General features: G+C 76.0%; 9 protein-coding genes. 2 read left to right on the top strand and 7 right to left on the bottom strand.

Annotation, left to right across the window (positions count from 1 at the left end; genetic code table 11):
* The first annotated feature begins 7 nt into the window (after positions 1-7).
* Together ACFY23_RS10825 and ACFY23_RS10820 are read left to right on the top strand one after the other, a co-directional pair.
* The gene (locus ACFY23_RS10825) at positions 8-2,917 is read left to right on the top strand and encodes an ATP-binding protein (protein ID WP_350819737.1); all 2,910 of its coding nucleotides are present in this window, start codon (positions 8-10) and stop codon (positions 2,915-2,917) included.
* A gap of 742 nt (positions 2,918-3,659) precedes the next feature.
* A complete protein-coding gene (locus ACFY23_RS10820) occupies positions 3,660-4,316 on the top strand; it encodes a C39 family peptidase (RefSeq protein ID WP_387038881.1) in 657 nt (218 codons plus the stop codon).
* 150 nt (positions 4,317-4,466) lie between these two features.
* Here ACFY23_RS10820 and ACFY23_RS10815 read toward each other — a convergent pair whose 3' ends face one another.
* From ACFY23_RS10815 to ACFY23_RS10785, 7 genes are read right to left on the bottom strand one after another with little or no spacing between them, the layout of a single operon-like run.
* A complete protein-coding gene (locus ACFY23_RS10815; protein WP_350686986.1) occupies positions 4,467-5,288 on the bottom strand; it encodes an aldolase/citrate lyase family protein in 822 nt (273 codons plus the stop codon).
* Entirely contained in the window at positions 5,289-6,509 is a 1,221-nt protein-coding gene (locus tag ACFY23_RS10810; protein ID WP_350819684.1) for a CoA transferase, read from the bottom strand. It abuts the gene before it with no gap.
* Positions 6,506-8,671, bottom strand: coding sequence for an alpha/beta hydrolase-fold protein (locus ACFY23_RS10805; RefSeq protein WP_350686988.1), 2,166 nt, complete (start codon positions 8,669-8,671; stop codon positions 6,506-6,508). Before ACFY23_RS10805 ends, ACFY23_RS10810 begins: the two co-directional genes overlap by 4 nt.
* A 4-nt stretch (positions 8,672-8,675) precedes the next feature.
* Positions 8,676-10,625: an SUMF1/EgtB/PvdO family nonheme iron enzyme gene (locus ACFY23_RS10800; protein WP_350819686.1), complete on the bottom strand. Its 1,950-nt coding sequence runs from the start codon at positions 10,623-10,625 to the stop codon at positions 8,676-8,678.
* Positions 10,622-11,560, bottom strand: a complete 939-nt coding sequence (locus ACFY23_RS10795; protein ID WP_350687169.1) for a ribokinase — start codon at positions 11,558-11,560, stop codon at positions 10,622-10,624. Before ACFY23_RS10795 ends, ACFY23_RS10800 begins: the two co-directional genes overlap by 4 nt.
* Positions 11,557-12,951 carry an ADP-ribosylglycohydrolase family protein gene (locus ACFY23_RS10790; RefSeq protein WP_350687170.1) on the bottom strand — a complete coding sequence of 465 codons (1,395 nt, stop codon included), beginning with the start codon at positions 12,949-12,951 and terminating at the stop codon, positions 11,557-11,559. The genes ACFY23_RS10795 and ACFY23_RS10790 overlap by 4 nt, the downstream gene beginning before the upstream one ends.
* Entirely contained in the window at positions 12,948-14,159 is a 1,212-nt protein-coding gene (locus ACFY23_RS10785) for an ADP-ribosylglycohydrolase family protein (RefSeq protein ID WP_350819687.1), read from the bottom strand. Before ACFY23_RS10785 ends, ACFY23_RS10790 begins: the two co-directional genes overlap by 4 nt.
* Positions 14,160-14,161 lie beyond the last annotated feature (2 nt).

Below are 14,161 nucleotides of genomic sequence, written 5' to 3'. Positions count from 1 at the left end.
ACCGAGGGTGACGCCGCCCACGGGGGACCTGTTCGCCGACGGCGGTGAGACCGGGCGGCTGATGGCGCGGCTGGACTGGGCGAAGACCCCCCTGGGCCCCGTCGACGGCTGGCCGCAGAGCCTGCGCGCCGCCGTCCGGCTGGTGCTCTCCTCCCGCTACCCGATGCTGCTGCTGTGGGGCGACCGGTTCAGCCAGCTCTACAACGACGCGTACTCGGCGCTGATCGGCGACAAGCATCCGGCCGCGCTCGGCGACGACGTGCGGGTCACCCTGGCCGAGGGCTGGGACGTGCTGGCCCCGCTGATCCACGAGGCGATGGCGACCGGGGTCGCCAGCTGGGTCCCCGCCCTGCAACTGCTGCTCGACCGGGCCGGCTACCGCGAGGAGGCGTACTTCAGCGTCTCGCACGCTCCCGCCCGGGACGACGAGGGGCACACGGTGGGCGTGCTCACCGTGTGCAGCGAGGTCACCGAGCAGGTGGTCGGCGAGCGCCGGCTGCGCCTGCTGCGGGACCTGTCCGTCGGCGGCGACGGGCGGACCGTCGACGTGGAGGGCACCTGCGCCCGACTCGCCGGGGCCGTCGACGAACACCCGCTGGACGTGCCGTTCGCCGCGATCTACCTCCGCGAGGGCGCGCTGCTGCGCCGGGTCGCCTGCGTCGGCGGGGAGGAGGTGGCCGCCGCGCTGCCGGCCGTCCTGACGGCCGCCGAGGAACGGCGGTGGGGCCTGACGGCCGCCGCCGGCGGCACGACGACCGAGGTCAGCGGGGTGGCCGAGCGGCTGACGGTGCCCGCCGGCCCCTGGGGCGACCCCGTCGACGCGGCCCTGGCCCTGCCACTGCCCTCGGCCGAGGCGGACCAACCGCTCGGGGTGTTGCTGGTCGGCGTCAGCCCGAACCGGGGACTGGACGATGCGTACCGGTCGTTCTTCGCGCTGCTGGCCCAGCAGGTCGCCGTCGCCGTGCGCAACGCGCAGGCGTACGAGGAGGAGCGCCGGCGGGCCGAGGCGCTCGCCGAGCTGGACCGGGTCAAGACGGCCTTCTTCACCAACGTCAGCCACGAGTTCCGCACCCCGCTGACGCTGATGCTCGGCCCGCTGGCCGACGCCCTCAACGACCACGAGCACCCGCTGCCGGCCGCGCAGCGGGAGCGGGTCGACACCGCGTGGCGTAACGCCACCCGGCTGCTCACGCTGGTCAACAGCCTGCTCACCTTCTCCAGCCTGGCGGCCGGCGGGGGGCGGAGCGAGGCGCGCGAGGTCGACCTGGCCGGGCTCACCGCCGAGCTGGCCAGCGTCTTCCGGGCGGCCGTGGAGCGTGCCGGGCTACGCCTGGAGGTCGACTGCCCGCCCCTGCCGCGCCCGGTCGCCGTCGACCCGGTCAACTGGGAACGCATCGTCACCAACCTGCTGTCGAACGCCCTCAAGTACACCTTCGTCGGTCGGATCCGGGTCGGGCTAACCGCCGACGACCAGGAGGTGCGGCTGACCGTCGCCGACACGGGCATCGGTATCGCCGAGGAGGAACTGCCCCGGCTCTTCGAACGCTTCCACCGGGTGCACGGCGCCCGGTCCCGCAGCCACGAGGGGACCGGCATCGGGCTTGCCCTGGTCCGCGAGCTGGCCCGCCTCGAGGGCGGCGACGTGCGGGTGGAGAGCCGGGTGGGAACGGGGACGACGTTCACCGTGGCGCTGCCCTGGTCCGCCACGGCGCGACCCGCCACGCCGGCGGACGGGGCGGACGTCGGCGGCGCGGCCCGGGCCGCCGCACAGGAGGCGATCGGCTGGCTGGCCGACCCGACGCAGGCGGCGACGGCCCCGCCGGTCGGGCCGCCGGTGTCGCCGTACGGGACGGTGGACGCGCTGCGGGGCGCGCGGATCCTGGTCGCCGACGACAACGCGGACATGCGCGCGTACCTGGCCCGGCTGCTGGCCGGGCAGGGTTGGCGGGTGGAGACGGTCGGCGACGGCCGGCAGGCCCTGGCGGCGATCCGCCGGGAGCAGCCGGACCTGGTGCTCGCCGACGTGATGATGCCGGAGGTCGACGGCTTCGAGCTGCTCCGTCGGCTACGCCAGCAGGCCGACACCCGGGCGTTGCCGGTGGTGGTGCTCTCCGCCCGCGCCGGCGGGGACGCCAGCGTGGAGGGGCTCGACCTGGGCGCCGACGACTACGTGGTCAAGCCCTTCGCGGCGGGCGAACTGATCGCCAGGATCCGGGCCACCCTGCACGGCGCCCGCGCGCGGGGGCACCACCGGGCTGAGGGCCTGCTCGATGCGGCCGGCGCCGAGGGCCGGGGTGGCTGCCCGGAGCGGGGACCGGTCACGTCGTCGGGAAGCGGGGACGGGCTACCCACCGCCGGGGCGGGCGTCGCGGGTTCCGTGGGGGCGGGCGTCGCGGGTTCCGTGGGGGCGCCGGACGACCCGACCGGGGCGACCGCGCTGATCCGCCCGGCCACGCCGGGCGTCGCCGACACGGCCGTCGGCAGTGCCCCGCACCCGCAGGACGGGCAGCAGGAGCCGGCCCCGGCCCTCGGGACGGCGCTGGACACCGGCTGGACGTATCCGTCGAGGCCAACCTCGGCCTCGGCCATGCGGCGGGACGTGCGGACCTCGCTGGAGGCCATGGACGTCGATCCGGACATCATGCAGGATCTGCTGCTGGCCGCCTCCGAAGCGGTCAACAACGCCGTGGAGCACGCGCAGCGCCCGACCCGCCCCGAGGTCCGGGTGCGGCTGCGGGTCGCCGACGGCACGGTCCGAATCTCGGTGCGGGACTTCGGCACCTGGCGGGACCGCCGGCCCGCCATGGACCGGGGGCGCGGCGCCACGCTCATGAACGCGTACGGCGACGTGCGGATGGTCTCCACCGCCGAGGGCACCACGGTCACCATCGAACGCCGCCTGCCACCCGCCCCCTGACGACACGGCTCAGTCGCGCCCGGCGCGTGACGGATCTGGTCGTGCCGACACCACATCGGGACGGCCCACCCCCATGTCCGGTTTCGCGATCGCCTGTGGGTACCTGTGCGTGGTCCCTGTCGAGCTGATGTCGTAAACGAATCACCGCCGCCGACGGCCGGATGATGTCGCAGACGACTCAGCTCGACAGCGCAGAGCGCGCGATCCTGTCCCCCGGGCCGGCTCGCAGGCCGGCTCGCAGGGCGGGCCGGGGGCCGGACGGCCAGGATGATTGTCGCCGACGACTCAGCTCGACAGCGCAGAATGCGATCGTCTCCCCGGCCGGCTCGCCCACGCCTCGGCCGGCACGGCAGTGGCTGCGGCCGTGAGCGTGGTGCCCACGTCGCGTCAGTGCCCGGATGGGTCGTCTGTCCGGTTCGGCGGGTGTGCGGGGTGTAATTGGGGTGCGATTGGGGCTTAGTGTCCGGTTGGTGGTGGGTTGTGGTGGCGGCCGGCACATGCCGGGTGGGCATGAGCCGGGGGTGTGGGTCGTTGTAACCAGGTGAGCGCGTGACCCCCGGCCGAGCCGCCGGATGACCGTCGGAATGCCGACCCGGTCCGCGTCGTTACATCCCCCCGGGACCGCGCCCCACCCCCGAACGGGCGCAACCCCTCCTTCCGGCTTGACCTTTCCTTACCCGTGGCGCACCCACCCCCCTTTTTCGGTGTGCCGCGTACCCCCGATCGAAAGGTGCATACGATCATGCGTACCGATCTGATCCGTAAGACCGCCCTGACCGCTGCCGGCCTCGCCTTCACCGGCGGCGCCATCGCCGGCCCCGTCACCGCCACGTACGCGGCCCCCGTCGACAGCAAGCCCGCCGCCGTCACCCAGGACCGTGACCGTAAGGGCGGACAGAAGGAACTCGACGTCGCCTACGAGGCCCAGCCGAACTTCTACTACTGCGGCCCCGCCGCCACCCGCAACGCCCTGAGCGTGCAGGGCAAGGACATCAACGTCGACGCCATGGCCAAGCAGATGGGCACCACCGAGGCCGGCACCGACTCCATCAACGACATCACCCCCGTGCTGAACAAGGAAACCGGCAAGAACGCCTACCACAGCGTCGAGATCAGCGGCGCCACCGCCGACGACAAGCAGACCACCAAGCTGCGCGCCGACGTCGTCAAGGCCGTCGACGACGGCCGCGCCCCGGTGGCCAACATCGCCGGCACCGCCACCGACACCGACGGCGGCGTCCACTCCTTCGAGGGCGGGCACTACATCAGCGTCGTCGGCTACCGCGACAACGGCGAGACGGTGAAGATCGCCGACTCCGCCGACCCGGCCCAGGCCTCCTACTGGATCACCACCGAGGCCCTCGCCGACTGGATCGCCACCCGCGGCTACGCCGCCTGATCCAGGCAACACACAACCGAACACCAACGACAAGGGCCGACCCCCAAACGGGGGCCGGCCCTTTCGTCATGCCCGCAGCGGGGGTCACGGCCAGCCGCGTCAGGCCGCGTAGCGGTTAGCCGCGTCAGGCCGCGCAGTGGACCAGCCGGGTCAGGCCGCGTAGCGGGCGGCCAGGTCGACCGTGCGGCGGGCGGCGGCCACCATCGCCCGGTCGGCGAACCGGCCGTCCGGCAGCACCACGGTCCCGGAGTCCCGGGTCTGTGCCTCGGCCACCGCGGCGAGCAGCTCCTCGGCCCGCGCGACCTCCCGCTCCGCCGGCCGGAACGCCTCGGCGATCACCGGTAGCTGGCGCGGGTGGATGGCCGCCCGGCCGAGGAAGCCGAGCCGCCGTCCCACGGCGCAGGAGCCGGCCAGGCCGTCGGCGTCGGCCACGTTCGGGTACACCGACATGGCGGGCGGGGGCAGGGCGGCGGCGCGGGCCGCCACCACGATCCGGCCACGCGCCCACGCCAGACCGGCCTCGTCGTCGACGCCCAGGTCGGAGCGCAGGTCGGCCTCGCCGAGGCCGATCGAGGCCACCGCGGGGTCGGCGGCGGCGATGGCGTACGCGGCCTCCAGGCCGAGGGCCGACTCCACCAACGGATGCAGCGGGGTGTCCACCCGGGCGGCAACGGCGGCGACGGCGCTCGCCGACTCCACCTTTGGCAGCCGCAGGCCCGCCAGCCCGGGGCGGCCGACCACCGCGGCCAGGTCGGCGTCCAGGTCCGGGCCGGTCAGCTCGTTGACCCGGACCTGGACCGGCACCGGGTGCGACTGCCCGAGGAACTCGGCGACGGCCTGCCGCGCGTACGCCTTGCGGTCGGCGAGCACCGCGTCCTCCAGGTCGAGGATCACCGCGTCGGCGCCCGAGGCGACCGCCTTGGCGAACCGGTCCGGCCGGTCGCCCGGCACGTAGAGCCAGGTCAGCAGCATTCAGATCACCCCCTTCTCGCGCAGTGCCGCCAGCTCGCCGTCGGCCAGGCCCAGCGACCGCAACACCGCGTCGGTGTCCTGGCCGTGCCGGCGCCCGGCGTGCCGGATGTCCCCCGGTGTCTCCGAGAGCCGGAACGGCACGTTCTGCATCCGTACCTCACCGAGTTCCTCGTCGGGGACGGTGCGGACGGTGCCGAGCGCGGCGTACTGCGGGTCGGCGAGGATGTCGCGCACGTCGTAGACCGGGGCGACGGCCGCCTCGGCGGCCTCGAACGCCGCCACCACCTCGTCCCGGTCCCGCCGCGCGACCCAGGCGCCCACGGCGGCGTCCAGTTCGTCGGCGTGCGCGGCCCGGCCGCTGCCGGTGGCGAACCACGGTTCGTCGACCAGTTCCGGGCGGCCGACCAGCCGCAGCACCCGCTCGGCGATGCTCTGCGCGCTGGTCGACACCGCCACCCAGCGGCCGTCGGCGCAGCGGTACGTGTTGCGCGGCGCGTTGTTGTTGGACCGGTTGCCCAGCCGGGGCTGGACGTAGCCGAGCTGGTCGTACCAGGTGATCTGGGGGCCCAGCATCGCCATGATCGGCTCGATGATGGCGAGGTCCACCACCTGGCCGGTGCCGGTGAGGTCGCGGGCCCGCAGGGCCAGCATGACCGCGTACGCGGCGGCGAGCGCGGTGACCGAGTCGGCCAGCCCGAACGGGGGCAGCGTCGGCGGCCCGTCCGGCTCGCCGGTGGCGGCGGCGAAGCCGCTCATCGCCTCGGCGAGGGTGCCGAAGCCCGGCCGCCGCGCGTACGGGCCGACCTGACCGAAGCCGCTGATCCGGGCGATCACCAGCCGGGGGTTGACCGCGTGCAGCTCGGCCGGGCCGAGCCCCCACCGTTCCAGGGTGCCGGGGCGGAAGTTCTCCACCAGCACGTCCGCGTCGGCGAGCAGCCGGCGTAGCAGTTCGGCGCCCCGCGGGTCGGACAGGTTCAGGGTCACCGTGCGCTTGTTGCGCCCGAGCACCTTCCACCACAGCCCGACGCCGTCCTTCGCCGGGCCGTGCCCCCGCGACGGGTCCGGCTTGGCCGGATGCTCCACCTTGACGACGTCGGCGCCGAAGTCGCCGAGGAACGCCGCCGCGAGCGGCCCGGCGAAGAGGGTGGCGAGGTCGACCACCTTCACCCCGTCGAGCGGGCGGGTCCGGTCGGCGCCGGCGTGGGCTCCTGGGCTGTTCACGGCGTTCCCTTCGTCGGGTCGACGGTGGTGAGGAAGACGTCGCCGTTGCCGAGCGCCGCCCCGCCCAGCGGGCTTCCGGCGGTGAGCCCGGTGACCAGCAGCCGCCCGTCGGCGCCGAGGGTCGCGTAGACGTTCTCCTCCCCGAAGGCGTCGGCGGCGTCGTCGCGGGCGGTGCCGTACTGCGCCACCCCGACCTGGCGGCCCCGCGCGTCCAGTCGCAGGGTCAGCACGTCCGTGCCGCCGACCGGCAGGCCGAGCGCGCTGCCGGTGAAGCCGACCACGGCGACCGCACCGCCGGGCAGCGCCACCACGTCGGCGCCCACGTCGGCGCCCCGCCCGCCCGTCACCGTCCGCCAGCGCTGCCGGCCGTCCTGGGTGTACGCCACGGTCAGCACGTCGCTGCCGCCGGCGGTGGCCTCGCCGCCGGTGGAGCCGGTGGCCACCACGAGGCCGTCGGCGCTGATCGCGACGCCGCCGAGCAGGTCGTCGCCCGCGCCGCCGACCGAGGTCACCCAGGTGCGGGTGCCGGCGGGGTCGAATCGGGCCAGCCACCCGTCGCCGCCGCCGAGCGCGGTGGTGTCGGGCAGGCCGGCCGAGGTGACGCCGGCCAGGTACACGCCCTCGGCGTCGGCCGTCACCGCGTACGCCTTGTCCTCGCCGGGCCCGCCGAACTGCCGGCTCCAGGCGACCCGCCCGTCCGGGGTGATCCGGGCCAGCACCGCGTCCTTGTCCCCGGCGCCGCTCTGCCCGGCGAACGAGCCGCTGGTGTAGCCGGCGACGTAGGCGCCGCCGTCGGGGGCGGCCGCGACGGCGTAGAACCGGTCGGCCCTGGCCGGGTCGCCGGCCTGGGTGAGCCAGGCCCGCTGCCCCGTCGCGGTCAACCTGACGACGAAGCCGTCGTCGGCGGGGCTGCCGGGGTGCGTCCCGTCGAGGTCGCCGCGGGTGTAGCCGGCGGCGACCGCCCCGCCGTCGGCGAGCGGCACCACGCCGTGGAGGCGGTCGTTGGCGGCCGTGCCGAACTGGGTCGTCCAGGCCGGGGTCCCGCCCGCCGTGACGCGGCTGACCACGGCGTCCAGCCCGCCGGCGTACGGCTGGCCGGCGACCGGGCCGGAGGCGGCGTACCCGAGCGTGGTGCTGCCGTCGGGGTGGGCGGCCACGCCGCCGGCCCAGTCGGTGCCCGTGGTGCCGTGCGGCGGCCCGGGCAGCCCGGCCGGCGGGGTGACGCTCAGCGTCGCCGCCAGGTGCCGCAGCCCGTCCACGAAGGCCGGTCGCCAGACGTCCCAGTCGTGCCCCCCGTCGAGCACGCGGAACTCCGCCGCCACCGCGTCGGAGCGGCGCACGGTGTTGTAGAGGGTGGCCGCCTCGTAGTCGAGGTCGTGGGCAGCGTCGGCCGGGTCGGGGTTGGCCCACTCGTCGTCGCCGACCGCGACGTACATCCGCACCGGCGACTCGGCGTCCAGGCCGGGCAGCAGGGCCGGATAGTTCAGCCGCTGGTAGACCTCGTCGGAGAAGCGCTGCTCGCCGGAGCCGAAGCCGCCGAACTCGCGCGCCGACGAGTCCGCCGGCGGCAACGGCCGGTACACCGCCGGGCTGAGCACCAGCGCGTGCCCGAACAGGTCCTGGTGGGCCAGGGCGTAGCGCAGCGCGCCGGCGCCGCCCATCGAGTAGCCGCCGACCAGGCGCGCCCCGCGGTGGGCCGCGGTGCGGTAGGTGGCGTCGACGTGCCGCACCAGGTCCCGGGTCAGGGCGGTCTCCACGGGCCGGCCCGGGTCGTCCGCGCCCGTGTACGCGGAGTCGACGTACCAGCTGCCGCGGCTGCTCCACGGCGCGTCGGGCAGCACCGCGATCACCGGCGGCACGTCGCCGTCGGCGATCAGCCGGTCCAGGTCGGCCTTCACCCGGGTCCACGCCTGCATCGTGTCGCCCCGCCCGTGCAGCAGGTACAGCACGGGGTAGCGACTGGCCGTCGCCTCGGCGTAGCCGTGCGGCAGGTAGACCGTGTAGTCGATCGGAGCGCCCAACGCCGCGGACGGCGCCGAGGCGGTGGTCAGCGTGCCCGCGCGGAGACGCTCCGCGCCGGCCGTACCGGGCGCCGCGCCGGCCAGGCCGAACGCGAGGAGCACGGCGGCCACGCCGCCACCGATCCGCCAACGTCTTCTCATCAGGTCACTCCTCAGCGGAAAGGTCGGCGGCACAACGGAAGCCGACCTGGTCGGAGCGGGTCAGGCCGGCGCCGAGCAGCAGCAGCTTCACCGACACGTCCGGCGGCTGCGGGCCGCCGTCGAGATACCAGTCCGAGCCCTCCGCCCGGTACGCGGCGCCGCCCTTGAGGATCACGAAACGGGTACGCCCGTCGGAGTGCTCGCTCTCGGTCAGGTTCCACACCAGCGGTTCCCGGCGGTGCAGCAACCCCGCCTCGGCGGCCACCTGCCACTCGTCCTCGGTGGGCAGCCGCAGCCCGGCCCAGGCCGCGTACGCCCGGGCGTCGGCGAGTTCGACGCCGGTGACCGGGGCGTCGGCCGGGCCCTGCCCGGCGGTGAACCGCTCGGGGCGCGCCGGACGGTAGCCGGTGGCGCGCAGGAACTCGGCGTACCGGCCGTGGGTGACCTCGTGGGTGTCGATCGCGAACCGGCCGAGCCGGACGGCACGGCGCAACGTGCCGGTGTGGTGCAGCCGGGGCGGCAGCGGCTTCCACTCGTCGACGTACGGGGTCTCGCCGTAGAGGCCCGTCTCCCGGACCCGGTGGCGCACGAGCAGTTCCCGCCTGCCGCCGTCGACCGCCACCATGCCGTCGGGCACGTCGCGCCGGGGCGCCCACGGGACACGCGACCGCTGCGCCGCCCGGGCCGGGAAGGACGGGTCGCCGACCGCCGCCGGGTGCGCCGGCACCGCCGCGTCGACGGTGGCGACGACCGCGGCGACCGCCCCGGCCGGCAGCGGACCACCGACGGCGACCGTGCCGTCCGGCTCGGCGGTGACGGTCAGCTCCGCGCCGGTGACCAGGTCCACGAAGCGCCGACCGGGACGCGGCGCGGTACGCAGCCACGGCCCGTCGTGGTCGTCGCCCCGGTTCACCACCGTCCACAGCGGCTCGCCGTCGTGGGTCCAGCGGGACGCGTACACCTGACCGGAGCCGGGGTGGTCGGCGAGCGGGACCCAGTCCTCGGCGCGCAACCACGCCGCGTGGCTGGCCTGCACCCGGCGCATCGCCCGCAACACGGTCCGGTCCCGGTCGTTCCAGCCCACCCAGACGCCGAAGACGCTCTCCCAGACCAGCACGCCGCAGCCGTTGAGCCAGGCGGAGTGCAGCTCGTCGAGGTGGCTGCGGTGCCAGCGGCGGGTGTGGTGCAGGATGTGCCGGCGCTCGAACCACTTGGCCCGCAGGACGCCGGGGACCTCGGAGTCGGCGAACCACTGCGCCCACGACATCGCGTGGTCGGCGATGCGGGCCAGCGGCACCCGGCTCTCGCCTTCGAGGACGATGCCGGGGCGGACCGCGTCCAGCTCCCGGCGCAGCTCGTCGGCGCCCTCCTTGAGGGTGTCGAGGAAGACTCCGTCGACGCCGAGCTTGCCGGCCAGCGCGGCGACCTCCTGCGCGTCGGTGCCCGCCTCGCGCCGGGTGCCGGTGTCCCAAGGGTTGTAGTCGACGAACACGCGCACCCCGCGCCGCTGGAAGGCGCGCACCACCTCGGGCAGCTCGGGGACGTCACGGTAGAAGTCGAACTGGTTGCGCTCGTCCAGCCCGATCACCGGGTACGCGTGCCACAGGACGACCCCGTCGAAGCCCCCGAAGTCCCGGTCGGCGGCGTCGAGGAACGCGTCGACGGTGAAGACGCCCCGCTCGTGGTCGTAGAGCGTCTCGTCCCACAGCCAGGCCAGGCAGACGCTGAAGCAGTCGCCGGGGATCTCGTCGTAGTGCGCGCCGGTGTAGCCGAGGCGGGCACGGGCGTCGGCGCGCCAACGGGTGAGCTGCTCGCGCCAGGCCGGCCAGTCGTCCGGGTCCGCCGGGGCGGCGAAGATCTTCGCCTCGTCCAGCGTGGTCAGGTCGGCGTGCCCGCCCGGCGGGACCTCCGTCGGCCGGTCGATGGGGCGCGGCACGTAGGGGTTGAAGCTCACGGGGCACCTCGGTAGGTCGCGGCGTACAGGTCCTCGATGGCGGCCCGGTCGGGCAGCGCGGTGGACGCGCCGGGGCGTTGCGCGCACGCCGCGCCGGCGGCGCAGGCCCAGCGCAGGACGGCGGCGACGGCGTCGGCGTCACGCGCGGCGCCCCGTTCGGCCCAGCCGACGGCGAGGGCGCCGGTGAACGCGTCTCCGGCCGCGGTGGTGTCCACCGCCGCGATGCGCGGCGCCGGGATCTCCAGTCGCGAACCGCGCCGGTCGGCGTACGCGGCGCCCCGCGCGCCGAGCGTCAGCACCACCCGGGGCACCAGCTCCAGCAGCGCGTCGAGCAGGACGGCCGGCTCGTCGGCGGCCGTGCCGGCGACGACGGCCGCCTCGTGCTCGTTGACGACCAGCACGTCGACCAGCCCGAGCAGGTCCGCCGGCAGCGGCACCGCCGGCGCGGCGTTGAGCACCACGGTGGTGCCCGCGGCGCGGGCCCGGCCGGCGGCCTCCAGCACGGTCGGCAGCGGCACCTCCAGTTGGAGCAGCAGCACGTCGGCCGCGTCGATCGCCGCCCCGTCGGCGGCGTCCAGGTCGGTCAGCGCGGCGTTGGCGCCGGGGGCGACCAGGATGAAGTTCTCCGCCGCCCGGTCGACCGCGATGAGGGCGACGCCCGAGGGGCCGGGGACGCTGCGCAGGCCGCGTACGTCCACCCCGGCGGCGACCAGGTTGTCCCGCAACCGCTGCCCGAACTCGTCGGCGCCGACGGCGCCCACGAACGCGCACCGCGCGCCCGCCCGGGCGGCGGCGACGGCCTGGTTGGCGCCCTTGCCGCCAGGCACGGTCCGGAAGTCCTCCCCGAGCACCGTCTCGCCGGGGCGGGGCAGCTGCGGCGCGGTGACCACCAGGTCCAGGTTGGCGCTGCCCACCACGACCACCCGCGCGCTCACGCCGGCCCGCCCTCGGTCGTGGCGACGCCGGCGGGTGCCCCGGAGGCGGCCGGCTCGGCGAGGGCGACGGTGCGGGCGGCCAGTTCGTCGAAGCCGATGCCGTCGAAGCCGGCGATGCTGCTGGCGAGCCGGCCGCGCAGCGGGCCGACCCAGCGATCGGGCAGCCCGGACGCGCCGGTCAGCGCCCCGGTCACCGCGCCGACGGTCGCCCCGGTGGAGTCGGTGTCCCAGCCGCCGCTGACGACCGCGCAGATCGACCGCTCCAGCTCGCCCCGCCCGTACGCGAGGGCGGCGGCGACCAGCGCGGCGTTGTTGCGCACGTGCACCCAGTGCAGGTGGCCGTGCCGGGCGTACAGCTCGTCCACGACCGCCTCCCAGTCGTCCGCGCGCGAGCCGAGGGCGCGCGCCTCCCGGACCGTGGCGGCGAACCGGCTGCGCGGCGGCAGCACCGCCTCGCCGGCGTCGAGCACCTCGTCGACGTCGCCCGCCACCGTGGCGGCGGCGGCCAGCGCCGCGACCCACATCGCCCCGTACACCCCGGCCCGGACGTGGCTGACCGTGGCGTCGCGCCAGGCCAGCTCGGCGGCCCGGTCGGGGCGGCCGGGGTTGACCCAGCCGTACACGTCGGTGCGGATCTGGGCGCCGATCCACTCCCGGAACGGGTTGTGCCGCCGTGCGGTCCACGGCGGGGTCAGCCCCAGCAGCAGGTTGCGGTAGGCCACCCGTTCGGCGGTGAAGACCCGCCCGCCGGGCAGCCAGTCCAGCCACGCCTGCGCCACGTCGGCGCTGGTGAAGTCCCGCCCGTACGTCTCCAGCACGCGCAGCGCCAGCAGCGCGAAGTTCAGGTCGTCGTCCTCGGGCATCCCGTCGATGTTCTCGGCCAGGCTGGTCGGGGCGCTGCGCCGGTTCCACGGCCAGCGGGCCGCCACGTCGGCGGGCAGCCCCCGGGCGGTGAACCAGTCCCGCAGCGGCCAGCGGCCGGTGGCGACGAGGATCTCCCGGATCCCGTGGCGGGGGATCTTCTCCACCGGCTTGCCGAGCAGGCAGCCGGCCGCCCGGCCGAGCCACGCGCCGTGCACCCGGTCGTACGCGGCCGGGCCGGCGGGCAGCGACCAGTCCGCCGGCCAGGTGGTGCGGACGGCGGCCAACTCCTCGGGCTCGTCGGGGCTGCCGGCGCCCGGCAGCGCGTCGGCCTCGTCGAGCAGCCGCGTGGCGAGGGCCCGCAGCGCGGGTGCCGCGGGCGTGGGCGACGCCCCGCTGACCGGCGGGGTGAGGTCCCCGCCGGCCGCGCGCCACCGCTCGGCGATAGCGCCGACGTCGCGCCCCTCGTCCCGGCTGGCCGCGATCTCGTGCGGCAGCAGGTCCTCGGGCTGCACCCAGGTGATCCTCACCGGCCCGTCTCCCCCGGCGCCTGCTCCGGTCCGGCGGGCCGGAGGCCGGCGGCGTCGGTGCCCCGCGCCGGACCGTCGGCGAGGCCGGCGAAGCGCTCGGCGCGGCGGGCGAAGCGCTCCCGGTCGCGGTCGAAGACCTCCGTGGCCACCGCGGCGAGCACCCGGGCGGGCGCGACCAGGTCGGTGCGGGAGGCGGTGGCGACGGCCTCCGACCACTCCGCCGGCACCGCCGCCGCGCCGCCGAGCGCCCCGGCGATCGCCGCCGCCATGGTGGCGGTCGAGTCGGCGTCCCGGCCGTAGTTGACCGCGCCGAGCACCGCGTCGCGGAAGTCGCCGCCGGCCACCACCAGCATGCCGATCGCCACCGGCAGTTCCTCGATGGCGTGCAGCCGGCTCGGCCGCCGGGCGCCCAGCCCCGGGCTGCGGTACTCCTCCCCCACCGTGTCGTAGGGGGCGACCGCGCCGCGCAGCGGGCCGATGGCGGCCCGCCAGTCGTGGTGGCCCCGGGCCTCCTTGACCACCGCGTCGATGGCCGCCCGGGTGCCGTCGCGGGCCAGGTCCAGCGCGGCGGCGACCACGTCCTCGACGCCCGCGCCGGGGGTCGCGGCGGCGGCGACCGCGGCGGCGAAGACCGCCGCGGCCTCCCGCCCGTAGCTGTGCTGGTGCGCCCCGGCGATCTCCACCGCCTCGGCGTACGCCCCGGCCGGGTCGCCCGCGTTGACGATGCCGACCGGGGCCATGTACATGGCCGCGCCGCAGTTGACGATGTTGCCCACCCCGCCCTCGCGGGGGTCGGCGTGCGCGTGGTGCAGGCGGGTGACCAACCACCGCTCGGCGGCGGCGAGCCGGTGGAAGGTCACCCCCTCGCGCTCCAGGTCCGGGATGTACACCACCCGCTCGATCAGGTCGGGGACGAGCAGTTCCACCACGTCATAGGCGTCGAGGTGGTCGCGCTTGGCCGCGTACGCCCGCACCAGCGCGTGGGTCATCAACGTGTCGTCGGTGATGTGCCCGTCGCCCTTGTGGTACGGCGCGAGTGGCCGTGCGGTCGCCCAGTCGGCGTGGTACGGGGGCACGATGCCCTCCACCCAGCCGCCGAAGCGGGCGCGGATCTGCTCCGGAAGTGCCGTCTCGGTCGCCCCGCCGAGGGCGTCACCCACGGCGGCGCCGACGAGACATCCGACCGACTTGTCGAGAAGGAGAGACATCG

Origin of the sequence: Micromonospora sp. NPDC000121, assembly GCF_042899165.1 — a bacterium.
Lineage (GTDB): Bacteria > Actinomycetota > Actinomycetes > Mycobacteriales > Micromonosporaceae > Micromonospora.
Note: the sequence above shows the minus strand (reverse complement) of the source record. Positions and strands in the feature narration are given on the sequence as shown.

What these genes read in the sequence shown, in the direction of transcription:
- ACFY23_RS10820 (WP_387038881.1), top strand. Translation starts at nt 3,660, where the DNA reads ATGCGTACCGATCTGATCCGTAAGACCGCCCTGACCGCTGCCGGCCTC.
- ACFY23_RS10805 (WP_350686988.1), bottom strand. Translation starts at nt 8,671, where the DNA reads ATGAGAAGACGTTGGCGGATCGGTGGCGGCGTGGCCGCCGTGCTCCTC.
- ACFY23_RS10815 (WP_350686986.1), bottom strand. Translation starts at nt 5,288, where the DNA reads ATGCTGCTGACCTGGCTCTACGTGCCGGGCGACCGGCCGGACCGGTTC.
- ACFY23_RS10785 (WP_350819687.1), bottom strand. Translation starts at nt 14,159, where the DNA reads ATGTCTCTCCTTCTCGACAAGTCGGTCGGATGTCTCGTCGGCGCCGCC.